Source organism: Bradyrhizobium cenepequi, from assembly GCF_020329485.1.
Classification (GTDB): domain Bacteria; phylum Pseudomonadota; class Alphaproteobacteria; order Rhizobiales; family Xanthobacteraceae; genus Bradyrhizobium; species Bradyrhizobium cenepequi.
Map to the genome: position 1 here is coordinate 67,604 of NZ_JAGKJI010000006.1, position 17,057 is coordinate 84,660.

15 protein-coding genes are annotated in these 17,057 nt (G+C 64.7%); 4 read left to right on the forward strand and 11 right to left on the reverse strand.

Features of this window, described 5'->3' with window-relative positions; genetic code table 11:
• Positions 1-41 precede the first annotated feature (41 nt).
• Positions 42-1,460 carry a flavin monoamine oxidase family protein gene (locus J6497_RS09790; protein WP_225704054.1) on the forward strand — a complete coding sequence of 473 codons (1,419 nt, stop codon included), beginning with the start codon at positions 42-44 and terminating at the stop codon, positions 1,458-1,460.
• Positions 1,460-2,128, forward strand: coding sequence for a Dph6-related ATP pyrophosphatase (locus J6497_RS09795; RefSeq protein WP_225704055.1), 669 nt, complete (start codon positions 1,460-1,462; stop codon positions 2,126-2,128). The genes J6497_RS09790 and J6497_RS09795 overlap by 1 nt, the downstream gene beginning before the upstream one ends.
• An 819-nt stretch (positions 2,129-2,947) precedes the next feature.
• On the opposite strand, the gene J6497_RS09800 is transcribed toward J6497_RS09795, so the two are convergent.
• The 7 genes from J6497_RS09800 to infC all read right to left on the reverse strand — a co-directional run bounded on the left by J6497_RS09800 (position 2,948) and on the right by infC (position 9,559).
• Positions 2,948-3,724 carry a sulfite exporter TauE/SafE family protein gene (locus J6497_RS09800; RefSeq protein WP_225704056.1) on the reverse strand — a complete coding sequence of 259 codons (777 nt, stop codon included), beginning with the start codon at positions 3,722-3,724 and terminating at the stop codon, positions 2,948-2,950.
• On the reverse strand, positions 3,721-6,129 hold the full coding sequence (gene pheT / locus J6497_RS09805; RefSeq protein ID WP_225704057.1) for a phenylalanine--tRNA ligase subunit beta: 2,409 nt from the start codon (positions 6,127-6,129) through the stop codon (positions 3,721-3,723). Before pheT ends, J6497_RS09800 begins: the two co-directional genes overlap by 4 nt.
• Positions 6,126-6,596, reverse strand: coding sequence for an endonuclease domain-containing protein (locus J6497_RS09810; RefSeq protein ID WP_225704058.1), 471 nt, complete (start codon positions 6,594-6,596; stop codon positions 6,126-6,128). The genes pheT and J6497_RS09810 overlap by 4 nt, the downstream gene beginning before the upstream one ends.
• 85 nt (positions 6,597-6,681) lie before the next feature.
• Positions 6,682-7,764: a phenylalanine--tRNA ligase subunit alpha gene (gene pheS / locus J6497_RS09815; protein ID WP_225704059.1), complete on the reverse strand. Its 1,083-nt coding sequence runs from the start codon at positions 7,762-7,764 to the stop codon at positions 6,682-6,684.
• A gap of 213 nt (positions 7,765-7,977) precedes the next feature.
• Positions 7,978-8,337: a 50S ribosomal protein L20 gene (gene rplT / locus J6497_RS09820; RefSeq protein ID WP_225704060.1), complete on the reverse strand. Its 360-nt coding sequence runs from the start codon at positions 8,335-8,337 to the stop codon at positions 7,978-7,980.
• A 68-nt stretch (positions 8,338-8,405) separates the two neighbouring features.
• Complete coding sequence (gene rpmI / locus J6497_RS09825) at positions 8,406-8,606, reverse strand: 50S ribosomal protein L35 (RefSeq protein WP_225704061.1); 201 nt, start codon at positions 8,604-8,606, stop codon at positions 8,406-8,408.
• 413 nt (positions 8,607-9,019) lie between these two features.
• Complete coding sequence (gene infC, locus J6497_RS09830; protein ID WP_225704188.1) at positions 9,020-9,559, reverse strand: translation initiation factor IF-3; 540 nt, start codon at positions 9,557-9,559, stop codon at positions 9,020-9,022.
• Between the two features lie 223 nt (positions 9,560-9,782).
• Here infC and J6497_RS09835 point away from each other — a divergent pair, with 223 nt between their 5' ends.
• Both J6497_RS09835 and J6497_RS09840 read left to right on the forward strand, forming a co-directional pair.
• Entirely contained in the window at positions 9,783-10,586 is an 804-nt protein-coding gene (locus J6497_RS09835) for an alpha/beta hydrolase (RefSeq protein ID WP_225704062.1), read from the forward strand.
• Between the two features lie 164 nt (positions 10,587-10,750).
• Positions 10,751-11,221 (forward strand): nuclear transport factor 2 family protein, encoded by a 471-nt coding sequence (locus J6497_RS09840; protein ID WP_225704063.1) that lies wholly within the window; start codon positions 10,751-10,753, stop codon positions 11,219-11,221.
• 154 nt (positions 11,222-11,375) lie between these two features.
• Here J6497_RS09840 and J6497_RS09845 read toward each other — a convergent pair whose 3' ends face one another.
• From J6497_RS09845 to J6497_RS09860, 4 genes are all read right to left on the reverse strand, one after another.
• Positions 11,376-12,992, reverse strand: a complete 1,617-nt coding sequence (locus J6497_RS09845) for a PEP/pyruvate-binding domain-containing protein (RefSeq protein ID WP_225704064.1) — start codon at positions 12,990-12,992, stop codon at positions 11,376-11,378.
• An 11-nt stretch (positions 12,993-13,003) separates the two neighbouring features.
• Positions 13,004-14,110 (reverse strand): coiled-coil domain-containing protein, encoded by a 1,107-nt coding sequence (locus tag J6497_RS09850; protein ID WP_225704065.1) that lies wholly within the window; start codon positions 14,108-14,110, stop codon positions 13,004-13,006.
• Positions 14,111-14,991: 881 nt separating this feature from the next.
• On the reverse strand, positions 14,992-16,215 hold the full coding sequence (gene queG, locus J6497_RS09855; protein ID WP_225704066.1) for a tRNA epoxyqueuosine(34) reductase QueG: 1,224 nt from the start codon (positions 16,213-16,215) through the stop codon (positions 14,992-14,994).
• Positions 16,164-16,856 (reverse strand): glutathione S-transferase family protein, encoded by a 693-nt coding sequence (locus J6497_RS09860; RefSeq protein ID WP_225704189.1) that lies wholly within the window; start codon positions 16,854-16,856, stop codon positions 16,164-16,166. Before J6497_RS09860 ends, queG begins: the two co-directional genes overlap by 52 nt.
• Positions 16,857-17,057: the final 201 nt, after the last annotated feature.

Sequence of the window (17,057 nt, forward strand, 5' to 3'; positions counted from 1 at the left end):
CGGGCCGTTCCCATTTGCTTCAAGCCTGCGGAAACCATGATATGAGGATTACCCGCCGCGACTTTCTGTCGGCGTCCGCAGGCATCGCCGCTACTCCGTTGCTTGCCGGCCGCGCTAGTGCGGCGGCGCCGCGCGAGGCCGACATCGTGGTCATTGGTGCGGGCGCTGCCGGCATTGCTGCGGCGCGACGGGTGTTGGCGGCGGGCCGTAAGGTGATCGTGCTGGAAGCCGCGAGCCAGATCGGCGGCCGGTGCCAGACCGACAGCTCGACCTTCGAGGTGCCGTTCGATCGCGGCGCGCGCTGGACGCATAATCCCGAGACCAATCCGATGATCCGGCTCGCGCGGACCGCCGGCCTCGAGCTCATGCCGGCACCGGCGGGCGAGAAGATCCGGATCGGCCGACGCAATGCGCGTCCCGGCGAGACCGAGGAGTTCCTGGCCGCGCTGGTGCGCGCCAATCGCGCGATCGACGATGCCGCGCGGCGGAGCGACGTCTCCTGCGCCTCGGTGCTGCCAAAGGAGCTTGGCGATTGGGCCGGCACGGCGGAGTTCGTGCTCGGTGCCAGTTTTACCGGCAAGGACCTCAAGGATATTTCGGTCGTCGACAGGGCGCGGGCGCAGGATCGCACCAGCGCGATCGCTTGCCGACAGGGGCTCGGCACGCTGGTCACGAAGCTCGGTGAGCAGTTGCCGGTGGCACTGTCCACGCCGGCGAAACGCCTCTCCTGGAGCAACCGCGACGTCGTCGTGGACACGACCTCCGGCAAGATCCAGGCGCGCGCCGCCATCATCACGGTGTCGATCAATGTGCTCGCATCCGGCAAGCTCAGGTTCGATTCCGATCTTCCCAAGCGCGTCAATGACGCCATGGCCAAGCTCAGCCTCGGCAGCTACGACCGCATCGCGCTGGAGCTGCCGGGCAATCCGCTTGGGTTTGCGCGTGACGATGTCCTGATCGAGCAGAGCAATTCGACTCGCACCGCGCTGCTCTATGCCAATATCGGCGGTTCATCCTTGTGCACGATCGACGTCGCGGGCTCGTTCGGCCGCGATATCTCGGCAGAGGGCGAGCAGGCGATGGTCGCATTCGCGTCGGACTGGCTGAAGAAGCTGTTCGGCAGCGATGCGGTGGCCGGCATCAAGAACTCGAGCGCGACGCGCTGGAATGCTTCGCCCTACATACTCGGCGCGATGTCGGTGGCCGCGCCGGGCGGGCAGGCCGCTCGGAGAGCGCTGATCGATCCGGTTGGCTGCATGTATTTCGCCGGCGAGGCCACGCACGAAACCTTGTGGGGTACGGTCGACGGCGCCTGGGAGAGCGGCGAGCGGGCCGCGGAAGCGGCGCTGCGTCGGATCGGCGCGTTGTCGGCTGCACCGGCGGCAGCGCCGCCGCCCCAGAAGCAACGCCGGCGCACGCCGCGGGCGCAATCGGCCCAGCCGCGAGGGCTGTTCGACTGATGCCGCGCCCGAAAGCGTTGATCTCGTGGTCCAGCGGCAAGGACAGCGCGTTCGCATTGCACGAAGTGATGCAGGCAGGCGCGTTCGAGGTGGTCGGCGCGCTGACAACGGTCACCGAGAGCTTCGAGCGCGTCGCGGTCCACGACGTGCGGCCGCAGATTTTGCGCGCGCAATGCGAGGCAGCGGGGCTGCCGCAGCGGATCGTGCCGATCCCATATCCTTGCCCCAACGAAGTCTATGAGGCGCGCATGGGCAAAGCAGTCGCGCAGGCTGTCGCCGAGGGCATCACGCACATGATCTTCGGCGATCTCTTCCTCGCGGACATTCGCGCCTACCGCGAGCAGAAGCTGGACGGTACCGGCATCACACCCGTCTTCCCACTGTGGGAACGGCCGACCCCAGCATTGGCGCAAGCTATGATCGCGAGTGGGCTGGAAGCCTATCTTACGACCGTTGACCTGAAGCGGCTCCCTGCGGAATTCGCCGGCCGCCGGTTCGATGCGCAGCTCCTCGCCGATCTCCCTGATGACGTCGATCCCTGTGGCGAGAACGGCGAGTTTCACACCTGCGTGGTCGCAGGCCCGATGTTCTCGCACCGGCTTGAAGTCACCACAGGTGAGCGCATGCAACGCGATGGCCACGCGTATTGCGATTTGGTGATTGGGTAGCCGCTTCCATCGTCCTCGCGAAAGCGAGGACTCATAGCCACAGGGAGGTGTTGTGGTGCGAGTAAGCGGTTGCAGCGGAGCACATCACGGACGCCTGTGGTTATGGGTCCCGGGTCAAGCCCGGGACGACAAGCGGGGCGTTCTGATTCAAGATTTCAAACAGCGGAGAGGATGCGAGTCTGCGTTCTCGCGGCGCTTTTCGCCCGAGGTTTGCATCTCGTTCCGCCCTCTCATCGAACAGAGGGCGCAGGGAAAGCCGGGTGCCGGTTGCACCCGTGGGCCCCGTGCAACAAAAAGCACGGGGGTAGGACCACAGGTCAACCGGAGCAACACCGGCTTTCCCTGCGCGATGGTTTTACGGCTTACTTCGTGCTCTTCCCGGTGACCAGGCTTTCTTGCCACCGTCACTCTGCGGACACTCGATCCACAAAGCTTAGCGCCAGCGTCGGGGCGCCAGAACCACACGACTTCGCCGTCCGCGGATAGTCACGCTCGTCAGTCGCAGCACCCGCGTCCACCGCATCTCACCGCACGTTCGTGACGATCGCGAGCCGCCCCTCATTTGGATGAGACGCGCGGAGTCATAGTGCTGATTTGCCCGACGACGGAAGCGGAATGTTTTTTGCGCGAGGGCTGGACGGGGCAAATCAGTTTGGAATCAATGGCGAATTTTTCTCCTCCGTCATTCCGGGGCGTCCGAAGGACGAGCCCGGAATCCATTGCTCCGCCAGCGCAAGTGGTTGAATGGATTCCGGGCTCGCGACTTCGTCGCGCCCCGGAATGACGACGGAGGTGACGGCTCGATGTCCCCGCCTAGACCTACTTCCCGCGCAGCAGGCCGTCGAGGGCAGGCAGGCCGACGATGACGGCGGCGGCGATCAGGGCGTAGCAGATGGCGCGGAAGGTCTTTTCGCTGGCCTTGCCGAACAGGGAAGCGCCGAACCAGACGCCGATCGCGTAGACCGGGCCGACCACGAGTGAGAACTTGAGGGAATCGGCGGTGATCAGGCCGGTGAAGAAATAGCTCACAACGGAAAAGAAATCCGAGGCGCCGAAGAACAGCACGATGTTGGCGCGCGCGACTACTGGAGTGATAGGGCGGCCGAGCCAATAGCCGACGATCGGCGGACCGCCGGTCTGCGCGAGCCCACTGCAAAAGCCGGAGAGACCGCCGATGCCGATTGAAAGCGCTGTGTGATCCTTGCCGCGATAGCGCCAGCCCGACAGCAGCAGCACCATCAGCGCAGCGACGAAGCCGGAAATGATCCAGCGCGTGGTCACGGGATCGAGCACGCTGAGAAAATACGTGCCGACCGGCACGCCGACGAGCGCGCCGAGCACCATGATCGCGGTGGCCTGGCGATCAGCTTTCTGCCACGCGTTTGGAAGCAGCGGCGTGGCCGCGACGAAATCGATGATCAGCAGCAGGGCGGCGACCAGACGGGGTGCGGCGATGCTGCTCGCCAGCGGCATGAAAATCAGCGCGGAACCAAAGCCGGAAAAGCCGCGCGCCGTTCCCGAGACGAAGGCGATGGCACAGACCGCCAGCGCGACGTTGAGGCTGACGTCGGAAGGGATGAGGCCGAACGGGCTCATCCCCGGAGAGTGCCGCCGGTCTTCTTCGTGACTTCAGTGACGATCTTGCCCGCCACCGCGTCGATCTCCTGGTCGGTCAGCGTCTTCTCGCGCGGCTGGATCGTCACCGCGATCGCGATCGACTTCCTGCCGTCCTCCATGCCCTTGCCCTCATAGACGTCGAACACGGTGACCTCAGTGATCAGCTTCTTGTCCGCGGCCAGCGCGGCGCGAACGATATCACCCGCCTTGACGCTGCGATTGACGATGAAGGCGAAATCGCGCGACACCGGCTGGAACGCGGAGAGTTCGAGCGCGGGCTTGGCGCGGGTCGGCCTGCGCTTGGCGTCGGGGATGCGGTCGAGGATCACCTCGAACGCGATCATTGGGCCGTCGGCGCCGAGCGCCTCCAGCGCGCGCGGGTGCAACTCGCCGAAATGGCCGAGCACGTTCTGCAGCCCGATCTGGATCATGCCGGAGCGTCCGGGATGCAACCAGGCGGGGCCGCCGGGCACGACCTGCAGCGCCTGCACCGGCGCACCGGCCGCCGCGAGCACGGCGAATGCGTCGGCCTTGGCGTCGAACGCGCCGGTCGTGGCTGAGCCAGACCAACTGCGCCCCAGGCCTTCCAACGAGGCGAAGCCGTGGCGCACGCCGGAAGCGGCAACAAACTGGTCTTCCGGCTTGTCGCCCTTGAACACCTGGCCGACCTCGAACAGCGCTACGTCAGGATAGCCGCGGTTGATGTTCGCTTGCGCAGCGGCGACGAGGCCGGGCAAGAGGCTTGGCCGCATGTCCGAGAGGTCGGATGCGATCGGGTTGGCAAGCGTCAATTCGGCCTGTCCACCGCCGAACAGTTCCGCCGCAGGCTTTGAAATGAACGACCAGGTTACGGCTTCCACCATGCCGCGCGCGGCCAGCGCGCGCTTGGCGCGGCGGGTGCGGAGCTGGATTGAAGTCAGCACCGGCTTGCGCGGCGCCTCGCCGCGATCGAACGGCGTCTCCGGCACCTTGCCGACGCCGACGATGCGGACGATCTCCTCGACGATGTCGGCCTTGCCATGGACGTCGGTGCGCCAGGACGGCACCGCGATCTTCACCACAGGGCCGGTGCCCGCGACCATGAAGCCGAGATGGGCGAGAATGCGCTTCATCTCGACCAGCGGCACCTCGATCCCTGCAAGCCGCTTGACCTCGGTGAGCGGAAAATCGATCACGCGGTCGTCGCCGAAGCGATTGCCGACGACGATGCTTTCCGACGGCGCGCCGCCGCACAAGTCCATCACCATCTTGGTCGCAAGCTCGAGGCCCAGCACCATGAAAGCCGGGTCGACGCCGCGCTCGAAGCGATAGCGCGCATCCGAATTGATGCCGAGCTTGCGCCCAGTCTGGGCGATGTTGATCTCGTTCCACAGCGCCGACTCGATCAGCACGTCGGTGGTATCATCGTCACAGCCGGACGCTTCGCCGCCCATGATGCCCGCAAGCGATTCGACGCCGGCATCATCCGATATCACGCACATCGAGGAATCGAGCGTGTAGGTGCGACCGTCGAGCGCGAGCAGCGTCTCGCCGTCGCGGGCGCGTCGCACCACCAGATTACCCTTTACCTTCTTGGCGTCGAACACGTGCAGCGGACGCGCGCGGTCGTAGGTCATGAAGTTGGTGATGTCGACCAGCGCATTGATTGGTCTGAGGCCGATCGAGGCCAGTCGCTTCTGCAGCCATTCCGGCGACGGGCCGTTCTTCACGCCGCGCACCAGCCGCAGCGCGAAACCCGGGCAGAGCGAGGCGTCTTCCACCGCGACCGTCACGGGCGAGGCGAATTCGCCTTTGATCGGCTTGATCGCAGGGTCGATCAACTTGCCCATGTCGGCGGCCGAGAGATCGCGCGCGATCCCGTGCACGCCGGTGCAATCCTGCCGGTTCGGCGTCAGGTTGATCTCGATGACGGGATCGCCGAGCCCGGCCCATTCGGCATAGCCTTGGCCGACCGGCGCGTCGCCGGGCAGTTCGATGATGCCGTCATGGTCGTCGGAAATCTCGAGCTCGGCCGCCGAGCACAGCATGCCGCGGCTCTCGACGCCGCGGATCGTGCCAACGCCGAGCGTGATGTTCTTGCCGGGAATGAAGGTGCCGGGTGGTGAGAACACGCTGATCAGCCCAGTTCGCGCATTCGGCGCACCGCAGACCACCTGCACCGGCGCAGAACCATTGCCGGTATCGACCATGCAGACCCGCAGACGATCGGCATTCGGATGCTGCTCAGCCGAGATCACCCGCGCAATCGTAAACGGCGCCAGCGCCTTCGCCTTGTCCTCGATGTTCTCGACCTCGAGCCCGATCATGGTGAGCTTGTCGGCGAGCCTTTCCAGGGGCTCGTCGGTGTCGAGATGTTCCTTCAGCCAGGAGAGCGTGAATTTCATGGCTGTGCGCCTCGGGTCGTATTGATGTTTGCTGTGATACTTGCAGCGGTGTCAGAGTTCCCTCCCCCCTTGTGGGGGAGGGTTGGGGAGGGGGGTGAGCCGCTTGCTCCGAAGCGAATCGCTTGGCGGATAGCCTCTACGACGCCCTCAAGATTCGACATGACCTGCTCATTTGTGAAGCGCAGCACTCGAAATCCTTCAGATCTCAAGAAGGCGTCGCGACGCTGATCCTTCTTTTGAGTTTCTTCGAAATTGTGGGATTCGCCGTCGAGTTCAATGATGAGCTTTGCGGAAAAGCAAACGAAATCGACGATGTAGTTTCCGATCGGGACCTGGCGACGAACGCCGACTCCTTCCAATCGATTGGCCTTCACGTGGCGCCACACCAAGGTTTCGGCGGGCGTCATCGCTCGGCGAAGCTGCTTCGCCCGGCTGCGCTGGCGGCCGCTTACAACTGCGTGCGGCATCCGCGGCTGCCCCCCTCCCTGACCCTCCCCCACAAGGGGGAGGGAACGGAGAGCGCCTTCGCCGGCCCGCAAGTGAGAACCGAGTTCACGAACTCAATCCCCCGGCCAGTGTCGGGATCTCCAGCGGCTTGAAGCCGTAGTGGCTGAGCCAGCGGACGTCGCTGTCGAACAGTTGGCGTAGGTCGCTCATGCCGTATTTCAGCATCGCGATGCGGTCGATGCCCATGCCCCAGGCGAAGCCCTGGTAGACGTCGGGGTCGAGGCCGCAGGCGCGCAGCACGTTCGGGTGCACCATGCCGCAGCCGAGGATTTCCAGCCAATCCTCGCCCTCGCCGAAACGGATCTCGCCCTTGTCGCGGCGGCACTGGATGTCGACTTCCAGCGACGGCTCGGTGAAGGGGAAGAACGACGGCCGGAAGCGCATGTTGATGTGGTCGACCTCGAAGAACGCCTTGCAGAACTCGTGCAGGATCCATTTGAGGTGGCCGAGATGCGACTCCTTGTCGATCACGAGTCCCTCGACCTGGTGGAACTGCGGCGTATGGGTTGCGTCCGAATCGATGCGATAGGTGCGGCCGGGACAGATGACGCGGATCGGCGGCTTCTGCGTCAGCATCGTGCGCACCTGCACCGGCGAGGTGTGGGTCCGCAGCAGCATGCGCGAGCCGTCCTCCTTCGGATTGAAGAAGAAGGTATCGTGCATCTCGCGCGCGGGATGGCCGATCGGGAAGTTCAGTTTCGTGAAGTTGTAGTCGTCGGTCTCGATGTCGGGACCTTCGGCGACCGAGAATCCCATGTCGGCGAAGATCGCCGTCAACTCGTCCCAGACCTGGCTGAGCGGATGGATGCGGCCGGCTTCCGCCGGCGCCTCGCGCAGCGGCAGCGTGACGTCGATGGTCTCAGTGGCGAGGCGGGCGTCGAGCGCGGCGGTCTTCAGCACCTCGCGGCGCGCGGCGAGCGCCTGCGTGACCTTGTCCTTGGCGAGGTTGATCGCCGCGCCTTGCGTCTTGCGCTCGTCGGACGACATCTTGCCGAGAGTGGCAAGCAGCGCCGAGATCGAGCCCTTCTTGCCGAGGGCGGCGACGCGCACCGCTTCCAGCGCCGCTTCGTCGCCGGCGTTGGAAATGTCAGAGAGGATTTGGGATTCGAGTTGGGCTAGGCCGGTCATGGCAATCCCTTTTGGCCAGGATACCAAGTCGGCGCTCCCAGCCCGGCATGCCCGGACCTGGCCGGGCATGACAACTTCCAGAAACTTCGCAGAAAAGCGAAAGCAGCGATGGTTTAGAGCCTCGGTTCTGATTGAATTAGAACCGAAGCTCTAGATTCCTGTTTTGACGCGTTTTCTTCACGCGAACCGGTGTCCACTTCGCTCGAAAACGCCTTAGGCCGCGAGCGCAGCCTTGGCCTTCTCGGCGATCGCCTGGAATGCGGCCGGCTCGCGGATCGCGAGATCCGACAGCACCTTGCGGTCGACCTCGATGCCGGACTTCGACAGGCCGTCGATAAATCGGCTGTAGGTCAGGCCAAACGGGCGCACGGCGGCGTTGAGCCGCTGGATCCAGAGCGCGCGGAAGGTGCGCTTCTTGCGCTTGCGGTCGCGAAACGCATATTGGCCGGCCTTCTCGACCGCCTGCTTGGCGACACGGATGGTGTTCTTGCGGCGGCCGTAATAGCCCTTGGCGGCCTTGTAGACTTTCTTGTGCTTGGCGTGGGCGGTCACACCGCGTTTGACGCGAGACATGACTTAAATCCTCGAGTTACTGAAGTGGCGACGGGGGCCGCGCTGGTCGCGGCTCGGCTCAGGCGCGATCAGGCGTTCGGCAAGAAGTACTTCTTGATGTTGTCGCCGTCGGTCTTGAACAGCACGCGGGTGCCGCGGAGCTGGCGGATCTGCTTGGTGGTCCGCTTGATCATGCCGTGGCGCTTGCCGCGCTGGGCGTGCATCACCTTGCCGGTGCCAGTCACTTTGAAGCGCTTCTTGGCGCCCGATTTGGTCTTCAGCTTGGGCATTTGGCTCTCCTTAATCCCGGCAACACGAAACCCCCCGCGAGGGGCGTCGGCCGGCTAAAATGCTCGTTAGAGCGTTGAACGTGCTCAGGTTTTTCGTAAAATGGAACAACCCGCACAGACGTCGCCACGGCAGCCCTTGATCAGCCGGGCGGCGAAGGCTGCGCTTATGGCAGAGTAGGGGCGAATTGGCAATCCCGGAACTGCCGATCCTCGGGAGGTGCTTCACCTCTCCCGCTTGCGGCGGAGGTCGACGCGCAGCGCCGGGTGGGGGCTTTCTCCACTTGCGAGGACCTGAATCGTGGAGACACCCTCACCCCGGCCCTCCCCCGCAAGCGGGGGAGGGAGAAGAAAACGAAAACGCCCGCCGGATTGGTCCAACGGGCGTCGTCTGGTCATCGAACGAAAACTTCAGGTCAGCGCGGTGCCAACACCATCACGACCTGGCGGCCCTCGAACCTCGCGTCCTGCTCGACCTTGGCGAATTCCGCGACGTCGGCCTTGACCTTGTCCAGCAGCTTGGTGCCGATCTCCTGGTGCGCCATTTCACGACCGCGGTAGCGCAAGGTGATCTTGACCTTGTCGCCTTCCTCGAAGAAGCGCTGCATCGCGCGCATCTTCACGTCGTAGTCGTGATCGTCGATCATCGGACGGAGCTTGATCTCCTTGATCTCGACGATTTTCTGCTTCTTGCGGGCTTCGGCGGCTTTCTTCTGCGCAGAATATTTGTACTTCCCGTAGTCCATGATCTTGCAGACGGGAGGACTCGTATTCGGCGAAATCTCGACCAGGTCCATGCCAGCTTCCATGGCCATCTTGATGGCCATCATGGTCTCGACGGTGCCATGGTTGGTACCGTTCTGGTCGATCAGCTGGATCTGCGCGTTGCGGATGTCATCGTTGGTGCGCGGCCCATCTTTGGCGACAGTGGGCGGGGCTCTATTGGGACGGCGAATGGGTAACTCTCCAAAGTTGTGAAGGAAGCCGATATTTTGAAGCAATACGTGGCAACGGGCAAGCGTGCTCGCAAGTTGCATCCCAAAACCGTCAAATGCGCGGCATTTGGGTCACGCGATACAGCAGATATTTGGTGAGCGGATACTCTACAAGGAGCGACACCTTATTTGCGCGCGGTTTGCCCGTGCTTATTGAAGACGCACTGACGAGAGTGATGATCCCATGACCACTTCCGCGACGATCGACCAGGAACCAGAGTTCATCGAGATAGGGAACGGCGCCGAGGGCCGCCGCATAGCGGTGCGTGCGCGGAGCGGTCGCAGCCCGGCGCACGGTCCTGGGCTGTTCTGGCTCGGCGGCTTCAATTCCGACATGAAGGGCACCAAGGCGGTTGCGCTCGACGCGTGGGCTATGGAACAGGAACGCGCATTCGTCCGCTTCGACTACTCCGGCCATGGCGAATCCGGCGGCAAATTCATCGATGGCACCATCGGGCGCTGGCTCGAAGAGAGTGTCGCAGTGTTCGAGCGGTTCTGCAGCGGACCGCAGGTGGTGATCGGCTCGTCGATGGGGGGCTGGATGGCGCTGCTGTTGGCACGCGAACTCGCCAAGCGGCCCGACAGCCGCGCCACGCTCGCGGGGATGGTGCTGATCGCGCCGGCGCCGGATTTCACCGAAGAGCTGATGTGGAAGGGATTCTCGCCGGAAATCCGCGCCGAGATCGAGACCAAGGGGGTCTGGCTGCGGCCGTCGCAATATGGCGATACCCCCTATCCGATCACGCGGGCGCTGATCGAGGAGGGACGCCATCATTTGTTACTCGGAGCCAGGATCGATGTCGGCTGCCCGGTGCGCATCCTGCAGGGCGCGCAGGATCCCGACGTACCCTGGCAACACGCGTTCACGCTGGCGCATCGACTGCCGAGCGAGGATGTGGTGCTCACCATGATCCAGGACGGCGACCACCGCCTGTCGCGCCCGCAGGACATCGCCCGGATCATCGCGGCGGTGAAGGAGATGGGGTAACCCCGCCGTCATCATCCGCGAAAGCGGATGATCCAGTAGTCGGCGGCCTATCGATGTGTCACGACCGCTGTGGAATACTGGATGCCCCGTCGGAGCCTGTCATCGGGCTCGCCGAAGGCGAGACCCGGTGGCGGGGCATGACGAAGAGAGTGGGGAGAAACGCCATGGATACAGCGAGCCTGCTCCGCGCCTTCTGCGATGCGGTCGAACAACGTAAAGGCGCTACATTCGCCGATCTGTTCACGGAAGACGGCGTCTATCACGACGTCTTCTATGGCGCCTTCACGGGGCGCGCCGCGATCGCCGACATGATCAATGAGGTGTTCTATCGCACCGCGACCGATTTCCGCTGGGACATGCATGACCCAGTCAGCGACGGCCGTACGCTCTATGCGCGCTATACGTTCAGCTACCGCTCGACGCTGCCGGAGGCTGCTGGCGCGCGGGCGATGTTCGAGGGCGTTGCGATCATGCGGCTTCGCGATGGCCGGATCGCGGAATATCACGAGGTTGCCAATACCGCGCCAGCGCTCCTCGATATGCACTTTGTGCCGGAGCGAATTGCAAAGATCGTCGCCAAGCAGGGCGCCGCGCTGAAGGCGCGTCCCGAAATGGCGCGGCATCTGGTGACGTAGTCGCCGTCATTCCGGGGCGCGCGAAGCGCGAACTATGATGTGCAATTGCACATCAGAGAATCCATCAGGCCGCCGGGCAAGTGGTGAAATGGATTCCGGGCTCGATGCTTCGCATCGCCCCGGAATGACCAAGGGGAAAGGATGTGCCGCTTACTTAGGCGGGCGCCGACTTGCGCGCCTGTGGCCGCGTGTTGGCGGCGTGAGATTGCCAGTTTGCGATTTCCGCAAGCTCCGCTTCCGGCCGCTTCACGACGGTTTCGCGCCGTCCGAGATAGATGTTGCCGCCATCGCCCTCGATGGTGATCCAGTCGCCCGCCACGATGGCCGCCTTGCCGAGCGAGGCGCGTTCGGCCGCCGTGTCGATCGTCATGTCGGCGCATCCGACGATGCACGGTTTGCCCATCTGCCGGGCGACCAGGGCGGCGTGTGCCGTGCGTGCGCCGACGGCGGTGACGATGCCGGCGGCCACCGCAAAGCCGGCGACATCGGCCGTGCTGGTGTCCGGGCGCATCAGGATCACGGGGTCGCCGGCGGAAGCCAGGCGCTGCGCGCTTTCGGAATCGAAGGCGGCGCGTCCGATGGCAATGCCGCCGGAGGCGCCGATGCCGGTGATGACCGGATCCTCGGCTGTCACCAGCGAGACTTCGACCAGCGAGGCAAGGTCGACATCGGCGATCCGGCTGAGTCCCTCCTTCGGCGTGATCAATTCCTCATGCACGAGGTCGATCGCGATCTTTAGCGCGGCGCGCGGCGTGCGTTTGGCGGAGCGCGTCTGCAGGATCCACAATTTGCCGTCCTCGACGGTGAACTCGACGTCCTGCACGTCGACAAATTCCCGTTCCAGCCGTTTCAGGATGTCGCCGAGCTCGGCCTCGAGCCTGGGCAGCGCGCGGGCGATCGTCGTCTCATTGTCGGGCGTGCGCCGGCCGGACACGACGTCCTCGCCTTGAGCGTCGAGCACCAGGTCGATCATCGGCCGCGCCGTGCCGTTCGAAGGGTCGCGCGAGAAGGCGACGCCCGCGCCCGATGCGAGCCCGCCATTGCCGAACACCATGGCCTGCACCGTCACGGCGGTCCCCTTGAGATCCTCAAGCTTCTGCAGCCGGCGATAGGTCTGCGCGCGCTCGCTGGTCCAGGATTGATAGACCGCATGTGCTGCGCGTTCGAGCTGCGCTTCCGCATCCTCGAGCCAGCCGTCGTCGCGATCCTCGATCAACGCCTGTTCATCGGCGGCGAGCCGCTCGATCGCCCCGCTGTCGAGCTCGCGGTCGGTCGCAACGCCCTCTTCCGCGGTGAGCTGGGCGATCCGCGCCGCGAATGGGGCGACGTCGAAGCCGAGCACGGTCGCGGCAAAGCTCTCCAGGAAACGCCGGCGGCAATCCCATGCCAATCGCGGCCGGCCGGTGGCGCGGATCAAGCCGTGCACCGCGCGCGAGGTGCAGCCGACATTGAGCACGGTCTCGAGCATGCCGGGCATCGAGCGCGCGGCGCCCGAGCGCACCGAGACCAGGAGCGGATGCCGGTGATCGCCGAAGCGTTTTCCGGTGGCACTCTCCAGGAACGCGATGCCTTCCTTCAGCCCGTCGCGCAGGCGCTGTTCCGCATGGGCGTGCCTGTCGGTGAGATCGGCGCAGAGTTTCACGGGCAGCACGAAGGCCGGCGGCACCGGCAGGCCGAGCGCCGCCATGCGCGCGAGGTTCGCAGCCTTGGCGCCGATCTCTTCAGCCGGGTGACAGACGGTCTCGCCGCCGCCGATACGGACGATTTGCATCTTCTTTCCCCTCAGGCTGCCAGATCGATCATGATGTGCCGCCGCAACAGGTGCCCGAAACCAGCGAGGCGGTCGGTCGAGCGCTCCACGGCGCGGGCGAATTCGAGTGTGGAAAGCGACGTCGCGACATCGTAGCCGCCGGTGAACACCAGCGCGGTGATGGCGCGTTCGCATGTGTCGGCGGCGTGCTCGGCGTCGACCAGGCGGATGACGGCGGCGAGCGCATCCTCGGAATCGGCGCGGCGGCCCTCCGGCACTTCGATCGCTGCGGCAAGTCCGGTGGCGGCGGCTTCGGTCGCGGTGATGGCGACCGCGCAGAGTTCGGCGAGCGCTGAGACCAGCGATTTGTCGAGATTGGCGGGCGTGAGCGATGCGATGAAGGCGGCCTGCTCGAGCTCATCGACGGCTTCTTCGGCGCGGTCGATCAACTGTCCGATCACGGGACGTGCGTCGAGCCGGGCGACCTCGCGCCGCGCCTCGAAGGCGAGGCGATCCGCCTTCTGCTCGATGTGCGCCGCACGCGCGGTCAGCGCCTTGCCGTCGCCGGCCTGGTTGGCCTGCAGGGTCGCAACATAACGCGAGATGGCGGCGACGAGGTCATGCGCCAGCCCGACCTGGCGCAGCACCATCGCCAGCAGCGCGCTCTCGACCCGCTCCAGCCGCCGCACCAGATCGGCCTCGATCTGGTCGCGCACCATCCTGACCGATTGGCCGGCGAGCAGCGCCTCGGTCGAAAGCCGCAGCACGGCTTTCAGGAAATCGACCGCCGCCGCGCGCCCGAGCGCCTGGTCGAGCCGCTCGCCGAAACCGATCCGGTTCGGCGCGGCATTGCGTACGGCGCCGCCGAGCAATTCATTGCCGCCAAGCTCGAGGAAGGCGCGGTGGCCTATTCTGTGCCGCGCCGCCCATTCCAGGATCCGCGCCGCGTCGTCCTTGGCAACCCAGTTCCGCAGCAATTTGCGCGCCTTGTTCCAGTCGATCAGGAACACCAGCGCGGCGCCCACCGCGGCGAGGAAATCGTTGCGGTCCGCGGCGCTTCCCCCTTCGAACTGCCCGGTGACGAGGAAGAAGGCGTTGGCCATCCGCGTGGCGGTTGAGCCCGCTCCACTTCGCCTCAAACTTGTCGAACAGCGAGATGAAGAATTTCGCGCGCGCCAGGTGCACGTCGCTGTAGGTGACGGTGACCGCGTTCTTTCTGACCGCGATCACCAGGACATGCGCGTCGGTGGTGCCGATATCGTTCTGGATCAGGAGCCGGCCGTCGGACCTCATTGCCATGGTGTCGAGGCCGGGATGATCGAATTTGAGGCCGCGCGTCTCGTTCAGGCCCTTCATGAAACTCTCGACTGGCGCGCGGTCTTCGTCGTGCAGGCCGAACACATGGGCCCCGGCAATCACCTCTTCCGAGCAGCCGGCGGCCAGCTTGTTGAGCGCCTTGTGCAATTCCATCACCAGCCGGTGCAGGCTGACGCCGGAGTCTTCGCCGACACCGGTCAGCCGCGCGATCCGCGCGAGCTCGATCTCGCTGGATGCGTCGAGCAGGCCGGTGGCGCGGATCGCGTCCAGCCGCGCATTCGCCTTGTCGCCGTCCGCCGCGCTGCCGGTATTGACCGCGCGGATCATGGTCGCGATGTCGTCCTGGATCTCCTTCATCAGCTTCGCGAGGCTAGGTGCACCGATGCGGCTGTCGCCGATCATGTGGGCGCCGCCGACCAGGGAGGCGATGGCCGCTGGCGGGATTCCCGCGGCATGACTCTCCACGGCAAGTTCGTTGATCGGGTGATCGGGTTGCCTCGCGTGTTCGGCGGCGGCCTGCAGCGCGCTCAAGCGGACCTTGATGCGATCGTTGGCGGCGAGGCCTTCGGCGACGAGCGACGGCAGCAGAATATCGGCCTGTCCAAGTTCCCTAATGATCTGAGCTTTCATGACACCACCGGGGCAAGACATCTCTGCCGTCTCTATGCCTCGCGTCCGGGGTGGTCTCCTTGCGCTAGATCATTCATATGATTGTCATATTCGGCGCCGCGTTGGATCCGGAGACGACAGGCGCCCACTCTTGCCGCACGCTGTCGTCGGTCTCCGCATCTATGGACTTGGAGGCGAGCGCGGCAAATGCATCCTGTTCGATCAGTTGCGACAAGGCCCACACGGCTGCGCCGCGCACCAGCGGGCTTGCGTCGTCGAGCAGGCGCTCGGCCTCGCCGGCCAAAGCGGCATCACCGGAGTTGCCGATCGCGATCAGCACGTTGCGGACAAAGCGGTCGCGGCCGATGCGCTTGACCGGCGATTTCGAAAACAGCGCGCGGAAGGCGGCATCGTCGAGCCGCACGAGATCGGCAAGCGGTGGCGCGCGCAATTCCTCGCGGGCTGCGAGCTTTGCCTCGCGACCTGCTTGCGCGAACTTGTTCCAGGGGCACACCGCAAGACAATCGTCGCAGCCATAGATGCGGTTGCCTAGCGGTTTACGGAATTCGCGCGGGATCGGACCTTTGTGCTCGATGGTGAGATAGGAGATGCAGCGCCGCGCATCGAGCTTGTAGGGCGCGGGGAATGCCGCGGTCGGGCAGATGTCCTGGCAGGCGGTGCAGGAGCCGCAATGATCGATGTCGGCGGAATCGCGCGGCAGCTCGCTTGCGGTGAAGATCGCGCCAAGGAACAGCCATGAGCCGAACTCGCGCGACACCAGGTTGGTGTGCTTGCCCTGCCAGCCGAGACCGGCGGCCTGCGCCAGCGGCTTTTCCATTACGGCGGCAGTGTCGACGAACACCTTCACCTCATCGCCGCTGGTCGCGACCAGCCATCGCGCCAGCGCCTTCAGCCGCTTCTTGATCACGTCGTGATAGTCATCGCCCTGCGCGTAGGCCGAGATCGCGCCGCGGTCGCGGCGCTTCAGGACCTCAAGCGGATTTTCGTCAGGCCCGTAATTGACGCCGAGCATGATGATCGAGCGCACGCCGGGCCACAGCACGCGCGGATCGCTGCGGCGCTCAGGCTGTGCTGCAAGCCAATCCATGTCGCCATGGCCGCCCAGCTTGAGGAACTCGCGGAAATAGCTGGCCGCGCTGCCGATCGCGCCGGGATCAGTGACCCCGAGGCAGTCGAAGCCGAGCGCACGAGCTTCGCGTTCGAGCGCGGATTTGAGATCGGCCGGTGAAAGCTTGGAAGCCGGGTTCAGAAGTCGAGGTCCACATAGGTCCGTGACGCCGGCACGCCCGCCAGCCATTCGCTGAGCAGCGGGCGGAACGACGGGCGGGATTTCACCCGCGCGTACCAGGACTTTGCTGCGTCGTCCTCGCTCCATGGCACGTCGCCCAGATAATCGATCGCCGAAAGATGCGCGGCGGCGGCGAGATCCGCATAAGTCAGCCTGTCGCCGGCGAGATAGTTCCGCGTCCGCGCCAGCCAGCCGATGTAGGTCAGATGATAGCGCACATTGACCTTGGCCGCGCGGAGCACCTCCGCATTCGGCGCACCTCCGCCATCCTCCTCGCTCATGAAGCGCTTGTAGATGCGCTCGGTCACCAGCGGGTTGGACGCCTCCTCGAAGAACTTGTCGTTGAACCACGACATCAGCCGGCGCACCTCGACGCGTTCGGCCGTCGATGCCGGCATCAGGCGGCGGTCGCCGGCATTGAGCCCATGCGCCTCGTCCAGATATTCGGCGATCACACCGACACCCGGAACCGGCGGAAAACCCTCGGCGATCAAGGTCGGCGTCGTTGCCGCCGGATTGAGCGCCAGATAGGCCTCGCGACGCTCCCAGACCCGTTCCTCCACCAGCCGCAGATCGAGCCCGTATTCGCCAAGCACCAGGCGAATGAAACGGGAATGCGGACAGAACGGATGATGAAACAGCGTGTACATGAAGTCCTTCAGCATTTCACGGCCTGATCATGTCGAAGCCGCGGCAAGCTCGGGACACTAGATCATGATCCGATCGGATGAAATCGGATCATGGTCCCAATGCCTTTGTCCCACGTCTTTGTTTGAGCATGATCTTTTCGGAGAACCGGCCTGCCACTTCTCCGGATCATGCTCTAGCCAATCAGACGAATCAGGCAACCT

Coding starts and splice junctions, on each gene's coding strand:
- J6497_RS09835 (WP_225704062.1), top strand. CDS start 9,783: ATGACCACTTCCGCGACGATCGACCAGGAACCAGAGTTCATCGAGATA.
- J6497_RS09800 (WP_225704056.1), bottom strand. CDS start 3,724: ATGAGCCCGTTCGGCCTCATCCCTTCCGACGTCAGCCTCAACGTCGCG.
- J6497_RS09790 (WP_225704054.1), top strand. CDS start 42: ATGAGGATTACCCGCCGCGACTTTCTGTCGGCGTCCGCAGGCATCGCC.
- pheS (WP_225704059.1), bottom strand. CDS start 7,764: ATGACCGGCCTAGCCCAACTCGAATCCCAAATCCTCTCTGACATTTCC.
- queG (WP_225704066.1), bottom strand. CDS start 16,215: ATGGCTGGCGGGCGTGCCGGCGTCACGGACCTATGTGGACCTCGACTT.
- rplT (WP_225704060.1), bottom strand. CDS start 8,337: ATGTCTCGCGTCAAACGCGGTGTGACCGCCCACGCCAAGCACAAGAAA.
- pheT (WP_225704057.1), bottom strand. CDS start 6,129: ATGAAATTCACGCTCTCCTGGCTGAAGGAACATCTCGACACCGACGAG.
- J6497_RS09840 (WP_225704063.1), top strand. CDS start 10,751: ATGGATACAGCGAGCCTGCTCCGCGCCTTCTGCGATGCGGTCGAACAA.
- J6497_RS09860 (WP_225704189.1), bottom strand. CDS start 16,856: ATGTACACGCTGTTTCATCATCCGTTCTGTCCGCATTCCCGTTTCATT.
- J6497_RS09845 (WP_225704064.1), bottom strand. CDS start 12,992: ATGCAAATCGTCCGTATCGGCGGCGGCGAGACCGTCTGTCACCCGGCT.
- rpmI (WP_225704061.1), bottom strand. CDS start 8,606: ATGCCCAAGCTGAAGACCAAATCGGGCGCCAAGAAGCGCTTCAAAGTG.
- J6497_RS09795 (WP_225704055.1), top strand. CDS start 1,460: ATGCCGCGCCCGAAAGCGTTGATCTCGTGGTCCAGCGGCAAGGACAGC.
- J6497_RS09810 (WP_225704058.1), bottom strand. CDS start 6,596: ATGCCGCACGCAGTTGTAAGCGGCCGCCAGCGCAGCCGGGCGAAGCAG.